Annotated in this window: 12 protein-coding genes and 1 pseudogene; 8 read left to right on the top strand and 5 right to left on the bottom strand. The window is 62.9% G+C overall.

What is annotated here, in order from left to right; translation table 11 throughout:
* Positions 1-110 precede the first annotated feature (110 nt).
* From alr to NGJ21_RS11480, 4 genes are all read left to right on the top strand, one after another.
* Positions 111-1,184, top strand: coding sequence for an alanine racemase (gene alr / locus NGJ21_RS11495; RefSeq protein WP_174141070.1), 1,074 nt, complete (start codon positions 111-113; stop codon positions 1,182-1,184).
* A gap of 110 nt (positions 1,185-1,294) precedes the next feature.
* Complete coding sequence (locus NGJ21_RS11490) at positions 1,295-1,843, top strand: cupin domain-containing protein (RefSeq protein WP_039603621.1); 549 nt, start codon at positions 1,295-1,297, stop codon at positions 1,841-1,843.
* 154 nt (positions 1,844-1,997) lie between these two features.
* The gene (locus tag NGJ21_RS11485; protein ID WP_046787067.1) at positions 1,998-2,402 is read left to right on the top strand and encodes a c-type cytochrome; all 405 of its coding nucleotides are present in this window, start codon (positions 1,998-2,000) and stop codon (positions 2,400-2,402) included.
* 118 nt (positions 2,403-2,520) lie between these two features.
* The gene (locus NGJ21_RS11480; protein ID WP_251962136.1) at positions 2,521-4,380 is read left to right on the top strand and encodes an acetyl-CoA hydrolase/transferase C-terminal domain-containing protein; all 1,860 of its coding nucleotides are present in this window, start codon (positions 2,521-2,523) and stop codon (positions 4,378-4,380) included.
* A gap of 108 nt (positions 4,381-4,488) precedes the next feature.
* On the opposite strand, the gene NGJ21_RS11475 is transcribed toward NGJ21_RS11480, so the two are convergent.
* Both NGJ21_RS11475 and rep read right to left on the bottom strand, forming a co-directional pair.
* The gene (locus tag NGJ21_RS11475; RefSeq protein ID WP_012312153.1) at positions 4,489-5,061 is read right to left on the bottom strand and encodes a xanthine phosphoribosyltransferase; all 573 of its coding nucleotides are present in this window, start codon (positions 5,059-5,061) and stop codon (positions 4,489-4,491) included.
* Between the two features lie 63 nt (positions 5,062-5,124).
* Positions 5,125-7,134, bottom strand: coding sequence for a DNA helicase Rep (rep, locus tag NGJ21_RS11470; RefSeq protein ID WP_012312154.1), 2,010 nt, complete (start codon positions 7,132-7,134; stop codon positions 5,125-5,127).
* A gap of 297 nt (positions 7,135-7,431) precedes the next feature.
* Here rep and NGJ21_RS11465 point away from each other — a divergent pair, with 297 nt between their 5' ends.
* Positions 7,432-9,096, top strand: a complete 1,665-nt coding sequence (locus tag NGJ21_RS11465; RefSeq protein WP_115273291.1) for a putative bifunctional diguanylate cyclase/phosphodiesterase — start codon at positions 7,432-7,434, stop codon at positions 9,094-9,096.
* A gap of 226 nt (positions 9,097-9,322) precedes the next feature.
* Here NGJ21_RS11465 and NGJ21_RS11460 read toward each other — a convergent pair whose 3' ends face one another.
* A complete protein-coding gene (locus NGJ21_RS11460) occupies positions 9,323-10,711 on the bottom strand; it encodes a NorM family multidrug efflux MATE transporter (RefSeq protein ID WP_046786890.1) in 1,389 nt (462 codons plus the stop codon).
* Positions 10,712-10,861: 150 nt separating this feature from the next.
* Between NGJ21_RS11460 and NGJ21_RS11455 the strand changes: the two genes are divergently transcribed.
* The 3 genes and pseudogenes from NGJ21_RS11455 to NGJ21_RS26065 all read left to right on the top strand — a co-directional run bounded on the left by NGJ21_RS11455 (position 10,862) and on the right by NGJ21_RS26065 (position 13,905).
* Positions 10,862-11,788 carry a LysR substrate-binding domain-containing protein gene (locus NGJ21_RS11455; RefSeq protein ID WP_251962135.1) on the top strand — a complete coding sequence of 309 codons (927 nt, stop codon included), beginning with the start codon at positions 10,862-10,864 and terminating at the stop codon, positions 11,786-11,788.
* A gap of 188 nt (positions 11,789-11,976) precedes the next feature.
* A pseudogene (locus NGJ21_RS26070) lies at positions 11,977-13,047 on the top strand (Cache 3/Cache 2 fusion domain-containing protein); the annotation flags it as partial.
* The gene (locus NGJ21_RS26065; RefSeq protein ID WP_371316822.1) at positions 13,045-13,905 is read left to right on the top strand and encodes a methyl-accepting chemotaxis protein; all 861 of its coding nucleotides are present in this window, start codon (positions 13,045-13,047) and stop codon (positions 13,903-13,905) included. The pseudogene NGJ21_RS26070 and the gene NGJ21_RS26065, both read left to right, overlap by 3 nt.
* Before the next feature lie 87 nt (positions 13,906-13,992).
* On the opposite strand, the gene hglS is transcribed toward NGJ21_RS26065, so the two are convergent.
* Entirely contained in the window at positions 13,993-15,387 is a 1,395-nt protein-coding gene (gene hglS / locus NGJ21_RS11445; protein WP_251962134.1) for a 2-oxoadipate dioxygenase/decarboxylase HglS, read from the bottom strand.
* A gap of 191 nt (positions 15,388-15,578) precedes the next feature.
* On the bottom strand, positions 15,579-16,469 hold the full coding sequence (locus tag NGJ21_RS11440; protein ID WP_251962133.1) for a LysR family transcriptional regulator: 891 nt from the start codon (positions 16,467-16,469) through the stop codon (positions 15,579-15,581).
* Positions 16,470-16,578: the final 109 nt, after the last annotated feature.

Genomic DNA, 16,578 nt, shown 5'->3' with positions numbered 1-16,578 from the left:
TACCGGCCTCATCGCTGGTACGGCGGCTCCTACACTGACCCTGTGGGAACCGGCTTGCCGGCGATGAATCCAACACTGTTTTCAACCTGAACCACCATAAGGCTGCCGCCATGCGTCCCGCCCGTGCCCTGATCGACCTCCAAGCCCTGCGCCACAACTACCGCCTTGCCCGTGAACTGACCGGCGCCAAGGCCCTCGCCGTGATCAAGGCCGACGCCTACGGCCACGGCGCCGTGCGTTGCGCCCTCGCGCTGGAAGCCGAAGCCGATGGCTTTGCCGTTGCGTGTATCGAAGAGGCGCTGGAGTTGCGTGCTGCGGGTATCAAGGCTCCGATGCTGCTGCTTGAAGGTTTCTTCGAAGCCAGCGAGCTTTCGCTGATCGCCGAGCATGACCTGTGGTGCGTGGTGCATTCGCTGTGGCAGCTGGAGGCCATCGAAAAGACGCCCGTGCACAAGCCATTGACCCTCTGGCTCAAGCTCGACAGCGGCATGCACCGTGTCGGCCTGCACCCCAAGGACTATCACGAGGCTTACCAGCGCCTGCTGGCCAGCGGCAAGGTTGCGCGCATCGTGCTGATGAGCCATTTCGCCCGTGCCGACGAACTGGATGCCGACGCCACTGCGCAACAGATTGCCGTGTTCGAGGCCGCCCGCCAGGGCTTGGCTGCCGAATGCAGCCTGCGCAACTCGCCCGGCGTACTGGCCTGGCCGCATGCCCCCAGCGACTGGGTGCGCCCTGGCATCATGCTGTATGGCGCAACACCGTTCGAGGTGGCGCAAGCCCAGGCCGAGCGCCTGCAGCCGGTAATGACCCTGCAATCGCGGGTGATCAGCGTGCGAGAGTTGCCTGCTGGCGAGCCGGTGGGCTATGGCGCCAAGTTCATCAGCCAACGCCCCACCCGGGTGGGCGTGGTTGCCATGGGCTACGCCGATGGCTACCCCCGCCAGGCGCCGACCGGTACGCCGGTGATGGTCGCCGGCAAGCGTTGCCAGCTGATTGGCCGCGTTTCCATGGACATGCTGTGCATCGACCTGACCGACGTGCCCGAAGCGACCATCGGCAGCCCGGTCGAGCTGTGGGGCAAGCACGTGTTGGCCAGTGAAGTCGCCATGCACGCAGGGACCATCCCCTACCAGATCTTCTGCAACCTCAAACGCGTGCCGCTGGACTACTTCGGCGAATGACACGCTGAAGCGGACAGCCTGAGGGGCGGTGTGTTGTAAATACTGAACGGCATTGCCATGATATCGTTCACATTCACCCCGCCATCTCACCGTTTCAGGAGGCTCCAGCTTTGGACGTCGGCGAACGACTGCAAGCCATCCGCAAGCTCAAGGGCCTGTCCCAGCGTGAACTCGCCAAGCGTGCGGGCGTGACCAACAGCACCATCTCGATGATCGAGAAGAACAGTGTGAGCCCCTCGATCAGCTCGCTGCGCAAGGTGCTAAGCGGTATTCCCATGTCCATGGTCGAGTTTTTCTCCGTGGAACTGGAAGCTGAAAGCCACGCCCAGATTGTCTACAAGGCCCACGAGCTGATCGACATTTCCGACGGTGCGGTGACCATGAAGCTGGTGGGCAAGTCGCATCCCAACCGTGCCATTGCCTTCCTGACCGAGGTCTACCCGCCGGGTGCCGACACCGGAGCCGAGATGCTCACCCACGATGGCGAAGAAACCGGCATCCTCCTTGAAGGCCGGCTGGAACTGGTGGTGGGCACCGAGACCTTCATCCTCGAAGAAGGTGACAGCTACTACTTCGAGAGCACCCGCCCGCACCGTTTTCGCAACCCTTTCGATGAGCCGGCGCGGCTGATCAGTGCTGCAACGCCGTCGAACTTTTGATCCAGCGCAGTGCATTGATTCGGCAATACCCCTTTCCTGAGTAGGGTCGTTTCACGGCTTCCGGGTTCCCGCTATACTTTTCAACGCTCGCATTACCGTGGCCGCGGGCGTGATTAGCCACCATGAGGGTGTTCGCGTGAACCAAATCAAGAAGATGCTGGCCGTACCAGCAGCCGTATTCGCCCTTTGGGCAATGAGCGCAACCGCTGCGACCAATGATGACATTGCCAAACGCCTTGAGCCGGTTGGCCAAGTGTGCGTCCAGGGCCAGGAATGCAAGGGCATGGAGGTGGCCGCTTCGGCTGGCGGTGGCGGTGCCAAGACACCGGATGAAATCATCGCCAAGCATTGCAATGCCTGCCATGGCAGCGGCCTGCTCGGCGCGCCGAAAATTGGCGACACCGCCGCCTGGAAAGAGCGCGCCGATCACCAGGGCGGCCTTGACGGCATCCTGGCCAAGGCCATCACCGGGATCAACGCCATGCCCCCCAAGGGCACCTGCGCCGATTGTTCGGATGAAGACCTCAAAGCGGCCATCCAGAAGATGTCCGGGCTTTGAGCCTGGGTTGAGTTGCCAATAGCCCGCCTTGCATGGCGGGCTTTGTCTTTGCGCAGGCAACGAACCCGCGCCGGTTCATGTCCAACCCCTGAACCCACGGAAGATTCAGGAGGCCACGATGCACCTATGCTCCATCGACCAGGCAGTCGAGCAGGTCTTGTCGCGCTTGCCCGCGCATATCCACATGGGCCTGCCGCTGGGTCTTGGCAAACCCAATGCCTTCGTCAATGCGTTGTACGCCCGGGTGCGTGACCTGCCAGAGCGCCGGCTGACGATCTACACGGCCTTGTCGCTTGGCCGCCCACCTTTGGGCGACGGCTTGCAACGGCGCTTGCTCGAGCCCTTCATCGAACGTGTGTTCGCCGATTACCAGGAGCTCACCTATCTCGCCGACCTGCGCAACGACCAGTTGCCGCCGAACATCCGCGTCGAGCAGTTCTTCATGCAGCCCGGCGGCCTGCTGCACAGTGATTGCGCGCAGCAAGACTACGTCAGTAGCAACTACAGCCACGCAGCCCGCGATATCAACGCCAAGGGCCTCAACCTGATTGCGCAACTGGTAGCCGCCACGCCGGAAAAGCCGGTGCACTTGAGCCTGGCCTGCAACCCCGACATCACCCTCGACCTGCTGCCGATGATCGCCAAGCGCCGCGAGGCCGGTGAAACCATCCTCATGCTCGGGCAGGTGCATGCCGAACTGCCCTACATGCCTGGTGATTCGGAGTTGGGCATGGAAGCGTTCGACCTGCTGATCGATCAGGTGGAGCAACGTCGGCTGTTCTCCACACCGAACATGCCGGTTACCACCCAGGACCATTGCATCGGCCTGCACGCCAGTACCCTGGTGCGCGATGGCGGCACCCTGCAGATCGGCATCGGCGCCATGGGTGATGCCGTGGCCGCTGCGTTGCTGGCGCGCCAAGGCGACAATTCTGGTTACCGGGCACTGATGGGTGAGCTGGATGTAGGGCCATGGCAAACCCTGATCGAGCGGGAAGGGGGGCTCGATGCTTTCGGCCAAGGCCTCTACGGTTGCAGTGAGATGTTCGTCAACGGCCTGCTGGCTCTCGCCGAAGCCGGGGTGGTGCGGCGCCCTGCTGACGAGCAAGGCGTGCTGGTACACGGCGGCTTCTTCCTCGGCCCGCAGGCGTTCTATCAACGCTTGCGGGAGATGCCGTTGGAGCAGCGCGCTCAGTTTGCCATGACGCGCATCAGCTTCATCAACGAGCTGTATGGCCAGGAAGAACTGAAGCGCCGCCAGCGGCGTGATGCCCGCTTCATAAACACAGTGTTCACCATGACCCTGCTCGGCGCGGGTGTAGCCGACCAGCTGGAGGATGGCCGCGTGCTCAGCGGCGTGGGCGGGCAATACAACTTCGTTGCACAGGGGCACGCGCTGGAGGGCGGGCGATCCATCCTCTTGCTGCGCAGTTGGCGCGAGGCGGGAGGCGAGGTCAGCTCAAACCTGCTCTGGGCCTACGGCCATTGCACCATCCCCCGGCACTTGCGCGACATCGTCGTGACCGAGTACGGCATCGCCGACTTGCGTGGGCAGAGCGACAGCGAAGTGATCGCACGGCTGCTGGCGATCAGTGATTCGAGGTTCCAGGGCGAGCTGATCGAGCAGGCCAAGAAAGCCGGCAAGCTCGCAAAAGACTTTCAGCTGGATGCGCGGTTTACCGACAACACGCCTGAGCGACTTGAGCAAATCAGGGCACGGCATGCGCGGCTGTTCCCGGAGTATCCGTTGGGGACTGATTTCACGGCCGAGGAACGGGACTTGTTGCGGGCTTTGAACTGGCTCAAAAGCAAGTTCAGGTTGAGCGAGGTGCTGGAGCTGGGCAAGGCAGCGCTGGATGCGCCGGGGCCGGAGGGGTATACGGCGCAGTTGGCGCGCATGCAGCTGGATGAGCCACGAGGGCTCAAAGACGAGCTGTATCAGCGGTTGCTATTGGCAGGATTGGCGGCGACGCGGTGATTGCTGGGGCTGCTTTGCAGCCCATCGCGACACAAGGCCGCTCCAGCACGGTGGTCCTGTAGGAGCGGCCTTGCGTCGCGATGGGCCGCATAGCGGCCCCAATGGCTGTCACTCGATGAAGCTGACCACGCCACCTTCCAGCGACTTCACCCGGGCCAGCGATTCAACGCGGTAACCCTGGCCGTCCAGCTCGGCACGGCCACCCTGGAACGACTTCTCGATGACGATACCCAGGCCGGCCACGGTGGCACCGGCCTGCTTGATGATCGAGATCAGCGCCTGCGAGGCTTTGCCGTTGGCCAGGAAGTCATCGATCACCAGCACGCGATCGCTGCTGTTGAGATGGCGCGGCGAGATCGCCACGGTGTTCTCGGTCTGCTTGGTGAAGGAATACACCGAGGCAGTCAGCAGGTTTTCGGTCAGGGTCAGGGACTGATGCTTGCGTGCGAAGATCACCGGAACGCCCAGCTTCAGGCCAGTCATCACCGCCGGCGCAATACCCGAGGCTTCGATGGTGACGATCTTGGTCACACCGGCATCGGCGTAAAGGCGGGCGAACTCGTCACCGATCAGCTGCATCAGCGCAGGGTCGATCTGGTGGTTGAGAAACGCATCGACTTTGAGAACCTGATCGGAAAGCACGATGCCTTCGTCGCGAATCTTCTGCTGCAGTGCTTCCACTGTGTATCTCCGATGTAGCAAAGGTGGCCGCAAAGAGCGGCAGAGTTAAAGAGTAATGGTTGATCAGCGTTTGAGCATTGCCCGGATATCGGCCAGTGCGTTGTTGCCACGCGCGGCTTTGACTTCCACTGGCGCATCGTCCAGGCCTTCCCAGGCCAGGTCGTCCGGCGGCAGTTCGTCGAGGAACCGGCTGGGCGTGCAGTCGATGATTTCGCCGTACTGCTTGCGTTTGGCAGCGAAGGTGAAGGCCAGGGTCTGGCGGGCGCGGGTAATGCCCACGTAGGCCAGGCGGCGTTCCTCTTCGATGGTGTCGGCTTCGATGCTCGAGCGGTGGGGGAGGATTTCCTCCTCCATGCCCATGATGAACACGTAAGGGAATTCCAGGCCTTTGGACGCATGCAGGGTCATCATCTGCACGCCCTCGGCGTTTTCTTCCTCTTCCTGCTGGCGCTCGAGCATGTCGCGCAGCACCAGCTTGCCGATGGCGTCCTCGATGGTCATGTCACCCTCTTCGTCCTTCTCGAGGGTGTTCTTCAGCGCTTCGACCAGGAACCAGACGTTGCTGATGCGGAACTCAGCAGCCTTATCGCTGGCCGTCTGCTGGCGGATCCAGTTTTCGTAGTCGATGTCGCGGATCATCTCGTGCAGCGCGGCAATCGGGTCTTCCAGGGCGACCTTGTGGCGCACGCCGTCGAGCCAATGCTTGAAACGCTGTAGACGCTCGGTATAACGCGCGTCCAGGTGCTCGCCCAGGCCCAGTTCCTCGCTGGCGGCATACATCGAAACGCCCCGTTCGGTGGCGTAGTTGCCGAGCTTTTCCAGGGTGGTCGAGCCGATCTCGCGGCGCGGTACGTTGATCACCCGCAGGTAGGCGTTGTCGTCATCCGGGTTGACCAGCAAGCGCAGGTAGGCCATCAGGTCCTTGACCTCCTGACGGCCGAAGAAGCTGTTGCCGCCCGACAGGCGATACGGCACCTGGTGATGCTGCAGTTTCAGCTCGATCAGCTTGGCCTGGTAGTTGCCGCGATAGAGGATGGCGAAGTCGCTGTAAGGGCGGTTGGTGCGCAGGTGCAGGGTGAGGATTTCCATGGCCACACGCTCGGCCTCGGCTTCCTCGTTCTTGCAGCGGATCACACGGATCTCGTCGCCCACGCCCATCTCGCTCCACAACTGCTTCTCGAACGCATGCGGGTTGTTGGCGATCAGCACGTTGGCGCAGCGCAGGATGCGGCTGGTGGAGCGGTAGTTCTGTTCGAGCATGACGATTTTCAGGGAAGGGTAATCCTCCTTGAGCAGCATCAGGTTCTCGGGGCGCGCACCACGCCAGGCGTAGATCGACTGGTCATCGTCACCTACCACGGTGAACTGGTTGCGCATGCCGATCAGCATTTTCACCAGCAGGTACTGGCTGGCGTTGGTGTCCTGGTATTCGTCCACCAGCAGGTAGCGCACGCGGTTCTGCCAGCGCTCCAGCACTTCGGGGTGCTCCTGGAACAGCTTGACCGGCTGCAGGATCAGGTCGTCGAAGTCCACCGCGTTGAACGCCTTGAGCGTGCGCTGGTAGTGGGTATAGACGATGGCGGCGGTCTGCTCGCGCGGGTTTCGCGCTTTTTCCAAGGCTTCGGCGGGCAGAATCAGGTCGTTCTTCCAGGCACCGATCATGTTCTTGATCTCGTCGATGCCGTCGTCGCCGGAGTATTCCTTCTGCATGATGTCCGACAGCAGCGCCTTGATGTCGGATTCGTCGAAGATCGAAAAGCCCGGCTTGTAGCCCAGCTTGTCGTGCTCCTTGCGTATGATGTTCAGGCCCAGGTTGTGGAAGGTACATACCGTCAGGCCCCGGCCTTCCCCCGGGCGCAGCAGGGTGGCGACCCGCTCCTTCATCTCGCGCGCAGCCTTGTTGGTGAAGGTCATCGCGACGATGTACTGAGCACGGATGCCGCAGTTCTGGATCAGGTGGGCAATCTTGCGCGTGATCACGCTGGTCTTGCCGGAGCCTGCACCGGCGAGCACCAAAAGAGGGCCGCCGACGTAGTCACGGGCTTCCTGTTGCCTGGGATTGAGTCGGGACATGCTAGAAACCGGGGGTCGCCAGAAAATAGCCGCGCATTCTAACAGGCATGGGGCCATTGTGGCGCGACCGTCTGACGTCTGAGTCAGACTTTGTATCGCGCATAGCATTAGTCAGGCTCATGCTATTCATGGAAAAAATCGTATTTGCTGGTTTAACCACTTTCGAGCAGGATGCACGTCAAAATGTGTCGGGACGCGCTGTGGGCAAGGATATGTCTAAAAGTGAAAATCATTTTCATTTCTGCAGTAGCATACCCGGCCTCCCTCGTGCCACCGTCCCCGCTTTAAGGAGCCCGCTTGTCCACGCCTGTCGAACCTTTGCGTTTGCTGTTGTTGGCTGATGAGCCGGAATGGGCCGCCGTGTTGCGCGAATGCCTGCTGCCGCTGAACGGTGCGGCGGTACTGCTGACTGCGCCCAACTGGGCAGCAGTCGACAGCCTGTTCAGCCAAGACCGCCAGGCCGTGATCCTGGCCACCCAGGCCCTGCAACCCGCGCCGGGGCGCTGCGAGCTGCCAACCATCCTGTTGCTCGACGATGAGCCGGTGGCCCCACCCACGGGCGTCAGCGACTGGCTGGTGCGCAGCCAGCTCAATGCCGATGCGCTGCGCCGTTCGCTGCGCCACGTGCGCGAACGTGGCGTGCTGGTGGCCACCTTGCAGCGCCTGGCCGAGCAGGACCCGCTGACCGGTATCGCCAACCGCCAGGGTTTTCAGGCCCTGTTGACGGCACGGCTGGCTGAGAATGACGGGCGCGGGGTAGCCCTCGGGCACCTGGACCTGGACAACTTTCGTCATGTCAACGATGCCCTCGGCCACCAGGGTGGCGACCGGCTGATCCTGCAGGTGGTGTCACGCCTGAAGCAGCAACTGGAGGCCGGCGACCAGCTGGCGCGCCTGGGCAGTGATGAATTTGCCCTGCTGATCGACACCCGTCGCGACACCGGCCGGGCCGAGCGCATCGCCGAACGCATCGTCGAAGCCCTGGCCGAGCCTTACTGGATCGACGGCGAAAGCCTGTTGCTTGGCTGCAGCCTGGGCCTGGCCCACGCCCGCGCGCAAAGTGGCGCCGACCCGTTGATGTGGCATGCGCACATCGCCATGCGCCAGGCCAAGAGCAGCCAGGGCTGTACCTTTCATGTGTTCAATGAGCGGATCAACCGCAACGCCCGCAGCCTTGCCGACCTGGAAGGCGAACTGCGCAGGGCCCTGCGCCGTGATGAACTGGAGCTGCACTACCAGCCGCGACTGAACCTGGCCGATGGCAGCATCGTCGGCCTGGAGGCGCTGGTGCGCTGGCGTCATACCGAGCGCGGCCTGTTGCCGCCGAGCGAGTTCGTGCCGCTGGCCGAGCAGAGCGGGCTGATCGTACCGTTGGGCTACTGGGTTATCTCCCGTGCCCTGCGTGATATGCAGGCCTTGCGCGAGAGCGGCCTGGCACCACTGCACATGGCGGTCAACCTGAGCTTTCGCCAGTTCCAGGACAGCCAGCTGCTGGCCACCCTGAGCCGGCTGATCATCGAGCATGGCGTCGATGCCCGCTGGCTGGAGTTCGAGCTGACCGAGACGGCGGTCATGCGCCGCAATGAGCTGGTCCGCCAGACCATGGATGCCCTGGGGCGCCTGGGCGTGCGCTTCTCGCTCGACGACTTCGGGACCGGCTTCTCATCCTTCGTGCACCTGAACAGCCTGCCGATCACCTTGCTGAAGGTCGATCGCAGCTTTGTCGCCGAAATGGAGATGCGCGAGGAAAACCGCAAGCTGGTGCACGCGATGATCAACCTGGCGCACAACCTCAACCTCGAGGTGGTGGCCGAGGGCGTTGAAAGCCCTGAGCAGATGGCTTTGCTACGTGAGTTTGGCTGTGACCAGGTGCAGGGGTTTCTGGTCAGCAAGCCACTGCCGGTGGATGAGCTGGTGGAATATCTGTCGAGAAGCACCCCGGCTCAGGTGGTGAGTCTTTGAAGCTGTAGGGGAGGGCTTTGCCCTCCTTTCGCGACGCAAGGCCGCTCCTACGCAGATGGTTGTGCAAAGCTCCACATCAGTGGAAGACAGGGAATCGTGCTCGAACTATGCTTTTTCATGGACTCGCCCTCGCTGCCGTTGGCTTCTTAGAACGCCACCGTGGCACTGTGATGCCTCGGCGGGGGCGAGTCCATCGATTACAAGCAGTGCAAGACAGCACCGGCAATCATGCAGGTATCACCGCTTTTCCAGTCACCCCCGCCTTCCCCAGCATCCGCTTCATCCGCCATTCAAAGGCCAGGGTCAGCGCCACCGAAGCACACGCCAGCCCCAACGCCAGCCCCCACCACACACCGACCGCACCGCCACCCAGGTTGAAGGTCAGCAACCACGCACTCGGCGCTCCGACCAGCCAGTAGCAGCAAAGCCCGATCAGGAAGGTGGTCTTGGCGTCCTTCAACCCACGGATCGAGCCCATGGCAATGGTCTGCACGCCATCGAACAGCTCGAACCACGCCGCCACCATCAGCAAGCTCACCGCCAACTGGTAGATCGGCGCAAACGCCGGATCATCGCCATCGATGAACAGGCTCACCAGCATCTCCGGGCGCAGCCAGAACAGTGCCGCGAAGGCGAACATGATCAGCGCGCCAAAGCTGATGCCTACCCGCCCGGCACTGCGCGCCGCCAGCAGGTTGCCGGCACCGTAATACAGCCCTACCCGCATGGTCACTGCATACGAGAGCCCGGTCGGCACCATGAACGCGGTCGAAACGATCTGCAGGGCAATCTGGTGGGCCGCAAGCTCGGTGCTGCCAAGCACACCCATGCACAGGGCGGCAAAGGCGAACAGGCCGACCTCCACCATGTAGGTGCCCCCAATCGGCAAGCCCAGGCGCCACAGCTCGCGCAAGGCTGGCAGCGAAGGGCGCGACAGGCCCTTGCGCAGTGGGTAGGCCGCGTAAGCCGGGTGCCAGCGGATGTACAAGGCCAGCGCGATGGCCATGCCCATCGACACCACGGCGGTAACCAGGCCGATGCCCATCAGGCCAAGCTTGGGCAGGCCGAACATGCCTTCGATCAGTGCGACGTTGAACAGGTAGTTGAGCACCGTGCCGACCAGGCTGATGACCATCACCGGGGTCGAGCGGCCCAAGGCGCTGGTGAAGCCGCGCAGGGCCATGAAAGTCAGGTAGCCCGGCAACGCCAGTGGCAACAAGGTAAGGAACTCGGTGGCCGCAGCAACGTTTTCAGGCTGTTGGCCGAACAGCAGTAACACCGGTTTCAGGTTCCACAGCGCCAGTGCGGCCACCAGCGCCAGCCCCCAGGCCAGCCACAAACCGTTTTGCGCCAGCCGGGTGGCGCCCTCGATGTCATTGGCTCCCTTGCGGATCGCCACCAAGGTGCCGACCGCGGCGATTACCCCCAGGCAGAAGATCGACACGAACGAATAGCTCGCCGCCCCCAGCCCGCCGCCGGCCAGCGCCTGGGGGCTGATGCGGGCCATCATCAGGGTGTCGGTCAGCACCATCAGCATGTGCGCCAACTGCGAGGCAACCAGCGGCCCGGCCAGGCGCAGCAAAGCCTTGAGTTCTGTGGTGGGCGCAACGTGCATGGGGGCGGTCCTTCCGACTCTGTGAGCGAGGGACGATTCTGAGGCTTCGGTCAACTTTGCACAAAAGGATAAAAACGATGATTGGCATGAGTTGAACTCATGCATATATGATTCTACGCATTCCTTCTCTGCCCCGTATGCAGGTGCCATATGTCCCGTCAGCTGCCTGCGCTGTATGCGCTGCGCGCATTCGAAGCCGCCGCCCGGCTCAGCTCGTTCACCCGTGCCGGCCAGGAGCTTTCGATCACCCAGAGTGCGGTCAGCCGACACATCCGTACCCTGGAGGAGCACTTTGCCTGCCGCCTGTTCATCCGCAGCGGCCGTAGCCTGCAATTGACCGAAGCCGCGCGGGTGCTGCTGCCCGGCGTGCGTGAGGGCTTTGCCGCGCTGGAGCGCGCGTGCGACACCTTGCGAGGAGAGGACGACATATTGCGCATGAAGGCGCCGTCGACGCTGACCATGCGTTGGCTGCTGGCGCGCCTGAGCCAGTTCCGGCACTTGCAGCCGGGCAATGAAGTGCAATTGACTAGCGCCTGGATGGATGTCGACCACGTGGACTTCAACCAGGAACCTTTCGACTGCGCGGTATTGCTCAGTGACGGCGTTTTTCCGCCGGACTGGGAGGTACGCCGGCTGTTTTCCGAGCTACTGATCCCGGTGGGCGCGCCCGACCTGCTCAAGGAAGGCCCTTTGGACGAACGCCGGCTGGCCGGGATCGAACTGCTGCACCCGACCCCCGACAAGCGTGACTGGCGCGAATGGCTGGAGCGCATGGGGCTGGCAGACACTGTTTCACTCAAGGGTGGGCAGGTGTTCGACACGCTGGAACTGGGGATGATCGCGGCGGCGCGTGGCTACGGGATATCCATGGGTGACCTGCTGATGGTCGCCGAAGATGTCGCGCATGGTCGTTTGAGCCTGCCATGGCCGACGGCGGTGCCCAGCGGCATGGATTATTACCTGGTGTGGCCGCGGACCCGGCCGGGTGGTGAGCGGTTGCGGCGGTTGAGCGTGTTTTTGCAGGAAGAGGCGCAGGCGGTGAATTTGCCGGCTGTGCACATCCTGCCGACTATTTGATTGCCTGCACTGGCCCTGTCGCCGGCAAGCCGGCTCCTACAGGTGGGGCGGTGCAGACGAAGAAAACGTTTGCGAATATCCGGGTCCGACACTCAAGTATTTGCCAGCGACGCCGATCTAGTTGCACCAGCGTCCCGGAAGAGGGCGCGATTCTCCGTTGACAACAGCGGTCGGTCGGGGTGATCAGGATGATCCGGGCCGCCTGCCAGGAGCTTCCCATGTCTCAACCGCGTGCCCGAATCGCCTCGCAGCTTGGTATCGCCCTCGCCATCGTGCTGGCGCTGGTGATCACCGGCAGTACTCTGTTCGCCCTGCGTTCCCTGGACGACGCTAACCTCACCACTCGCCAGGAACACCTGGCCAGTGAAGCGCGACTGTTGGCCGATCAGCTTGAAACCTTCCACGGTTCGCTCAAGGACAACACCCAGCGCCTGAGCGGCCTGTTCGAGCGCCGCTTCGCTTCGGGGCTGTCGCTGCATGCCGGCGAAACCGTGCAGGTGGCCGGCCAGGCCACACCGGCGCTGTACCTGGGTGATCACCTGCTCAACAACGACTTCCAGCAGGTCGATGAATTTCAGCAGATGACCGCAGGGGTAGCGACCCTTTTCGTACGCAGCGGCGACGACTTTGTACGCATTAGCACCAACCTGAAAAAGCAGGATGGCAGCCGGGCCATCGGCACCCAGCTCGACCGCCAGCACCCGGCCTACGCGAAACTGATGGCTGGGCAGACCTACGTCGGCCGTGCCCTGCTGTTCGAGCGCAATTACATGACCCGTTATGTGCCGGTGACTGATGGCAGCGGGCGGGTGATCGCGGTGCTGTTCGTTGGCTTCGACTATACCGACGCGCAGAACGCGCAGTTCGCCAACCTCAAGCGCTTCCGTATTGGCGATACCGGCTCGCTGGCCTTGCGCGACGAGCAGGGCAAGTGGCTGGTACCCCCGGCCAATGCCGACCAGCCTCTGTACAGCGCTTCTGCGCCCTTTGCCGAAGGCCCTTGGACGGTAGTAGCCAGCATGCCCTTGGAAGAAATCCGCGCGGTGACCTGGGATGTTGGCTTGCGCCTGGCCATCGGCAGTTTGCTGGCGATGTTGCTGGCAGTGGCCGCCACGCTGTGGCTGTTGCGCCGCAAGTTGCGCCCGCTGGATGACCTGGTGCGCCAGGCCGAGGCGCTGGGCGCAGGCGACCTGAGCGCCCGCCTGGCCGTGACCAGCCATGACGAGATCGGCCAACTGGCACGCAGCTTCAACAAGATGGGCGAAGCGTTGGCGACCATGGTCGAACACATTCGCGGGGCCTCCGAGCAGGTCAGCGGCCGCGCCCGCTCGCTGTCTGGCCTGTCGGCCGGTGCCTGCGAAGGCATGGACCAGCAGTCCGGCGAAATCACCAGCATGGCCGGTGCGGTAGAGGAGTTCAGCGCCACCTCGATGAACATCGCTGACAACATGGCGGGCACCGAGCGCATGGCCCGTGACAATGCCCAGCAGACCCGTATTGGCCGTAGCGCGATGGATGAAGCGTCGAGTTCGTTGCGCCAGATCGCCGAGGCACTGGGTGGCACTGCAACCGTGATGGACACACTGGGTGCACGCTCCCAGGAAATCGGCGGCATTGTCGGGGTGATTACCGCCATTGCCGAACAGACCAACCTGCTGGCGCTCAACGCGGCCATCGAAGCGGCGCGCGCAGGGGAGCAGGGCCGTGGATTTGCCGTGGTGGCTGACGAGGTACGTGGCCTGGCAGCCCGTACGCGTCAAGCGACCGATGAAATCTCCGTGATGATCGCCAGTATCCAGCAGCAGACCGGCCATGCCATCAGCACCCTGGAGCAGGGCAATCAGTTGATGCAGGAAGGCCTGGCACGCAACGACAAGGTGGCCGAGGCGCTGGCGCGTATTGACGAGCAAAGCCGCGTCGCGGGTGAGCAGTTTACCGTGATCAGCACTGCCACCCAGGAACAAAGCAGCACCGCAACCGTGCTCAGCCGCAACCTGCAGAGCATTGCCCAGGCCAACAGCGAACAGCGTGACGTGGCCAATGAGCTGGCCTTTACCGCCAAAGAGCTGGAAGGGCTGGCGGCGCAGTTGCGCCAGGAAGTCGATCGGTTTCGTTGAAACCCCAGGGGCCGCTGCTACACCCCCCCGGTAGGAGCGGCCTCGTGTCGCGAAAGGGGCGCAAGGCGCCCCCAACAATCCTGACCCTTACCCCAACGCCAGGTTCAACGCCTGCGCACAAGCCTGCAACGAGCGTTTCTCACTCTGCGCATACAACGCCAGCTCATCCTGCACCTGTAGCCCCAACGCCGCCTCGAAGGCCTCGCGGTTGGCGTTGCTGCCATACTCCGCCTGGGCATCGTCACCCAGGTTGGACTGGAAGATCCCCGCCGCGCTCACCGGCAGGAAGTCCTCGTAGACCAGCGCCTCGAAGTGCACATGGCCCGCCTCGATCAAACCCTCCAAAGTGGTCGGGCGATCAGCCTGCTCGCGTGCAGCCAGGCCCTTTTCGGTCGCGAAATAGCGGAAGTACGCCAGCCCTTGCTCACGCATCTGCGCCAGGTCATCCGGGAACTCGGCAAACTGCTCTTTTAGCAGTGCCATGTAGCGCTCGGCATTGGCCTCGGCCGGTGCACCGCCCAAGGCCGCACGGGTAGCGTCGAGCAGCTTGTCATACAGCTGCCGGCCTTTGGGCGTGAGTGCCGCGCCGCGCTGCTCGATCTCGCCGAAACGTGCGGTGTGGCTGCCTTCGCTACCGTGTTGGTCACTGAACGCAACCTTCTCCTGCAGTGCCTTGAAGCTGGTCTGGCGTAGCAGGATCGGGTGGCGGCGAGTGGGCGGGCCTTCGACAACGGCTTTGGGCGGGATACCCTTGGCCGGCATGCCCAACTGGATCGCATCGATGTCCAGGGTGCGCGGGGTCAGGTGATTGATGTGCGGCCCCTTGAACGCCACCACGTCAGCGATCAGGCGGTGCTGGTCGTGCAACTGCTGGTATTGCTCGGCGGTGACCGTTGCATCCTGGTGCCAGCGGAAGGTATGCAGGGCTTGCTGCACGAACGCTTCGGCGTCGGCCGCGCTCAGGCCGCCATCGCGCTCGCACTGGGCGATCAGCTCAAGGGCGCGGGCGGTGAAAATCTTGCGCTTGGCCAGGAGGGTCTGTGCCAACTCACGCAGTGCGGGATTGTCGATCAGTTCCAGGCGCAGCAGTGAGGTGAATACGCGGAACGGGCTGATGTGCAGTGCCTGTTCGTGCACGGCGCGAAACGCAGTGGAGTGCACAGGCACGCCGGCGCTGCTGAGGTCGTAATACCCGACCGGTTGCATGCCCATGACCGCGAACAACCGGGCGATGGTGGCCAGCTCTTGTGCTGTGCCGACGCGTATGGCGCCGTGGCGCTCCTGGTCCAGGCGCTCGACCTCGCCGGTCCAGCGCAGGGCCTGGGCCACCTCTGGCTGCTGGGCCATGACCTGCTGGTTGATTTCGCTCACCAGCTCCAGCAGCGTGCCGTACAGCGGCACTTCCTGTTTGTACATGAGCGACATGGCGGCAGAGAACTGCGCGCGGATGCTGTCGGGGCTGACGAAATCGTGGGCGGGCATCGCTAGCTTCCTGGTTGGGTTCGGACGCTTACATGAAAGCTGGGAATGCACTATGGCCACAAGCGAAAAAAAGTGGCTGTATCATTCCTTTTTTGATCGATCGTCAGGGCCATTCGCGACACAAGGCCGCTCCTGCTGTTTGTAGGAGCGGCCTTGTGTCGCGAATGGGCCGCAAAGCGGCCCCGGCAATCTCAAGCCTGAAGCTGCTCATGAATCCATTCCACCAATGCCCGCACCTTGGGCACCTCCGCCGCATGCTCGGCATACGCCAGGTAATGCGCCCCGGCACTGTTCATCGCATGATTCCAAGGAATGACCAGGCTACCCTCGCTCAATTCCTTCGCCGCCAGATAGCGTGGCACCAGCGCCACCCCGCACCCGGCCTGCGCTGCGCTCAACGCCATATAGAACGTATCGAAGCGCGGCCCGTGATAGGCGCTGACGCTCTGCAAACCCAGCTCCAAGAACCACTCATGCCAGGCCTCCGGCCGCGACGTGCTTTGCAGCAGCACCAGGTCGGCCAGTTCCGCAGCATCGCCCAGCGTGCGCCCGGCCAGCAGCTCCGGCGCACACACCGGCACCACTTCCTCACGGAACAGCTCCACGCAGGTCGCCCCCGGCCAGGTGCCTTGCCCATAGAAAAACACCACATCCGCCGAGCCCTGCAGCAAGGCAAACGGCTCCATCTCGTTACGGATGTCCAGGTGGATATTCGTGTGGCGCTTGCCGAAGCCTTTGAGGTGCGGGATCAACCAGCGCACGCCAAAACTCGGTTGAGTGGCTACCGTCAATATCTCGGTCTGCTCGCCATAGGTCAGAACGTAGCGGCTGGACATGTCCACCTGCGTGAGGATCTTGTTGACCTCGGCCAGGTACAGGCTGCCGGCGGGGGTCAATTGCAGGCGCCGGCGGATACGCAGGAACAGGTGGTGGCGCAGCATCTCTTCGAGCTGTGCGACCTGCTTGCTGACCGCGCTCTGGGTCAGGTGCAGCTCTTCGGCGGCGCGGGTAAAGCTCAAGTGGCGGGCTGCAGCTTCGAAGCACTGCAGGGCGGTCATGGAAGGCACCAGGCGTTTGGACATAGCGGTCTCTGCGGCTCAAATCATTACCTGACGGAATGATATGCGGAATAAAGGTCGTTTGTTGCACTGGTGTGATCGGATTAATACTGATCCACATCATTTTTCCACC

The organism is Pseudomonas sp. Marseille-Q5299, from assembly GCF_943737035.1.
Lineage (GTDB): Bacteria > Pseudomonadota > Gammaproteobacteria > Pseudomonadales > Pseudomonadaceae > Aquipseudomonas > Aquipseudomonas putida_E.
Note: the sequence above shows the minus strand (reverse complement) of the source record. Positions and strands in the feature narration are given on the sequence as shown.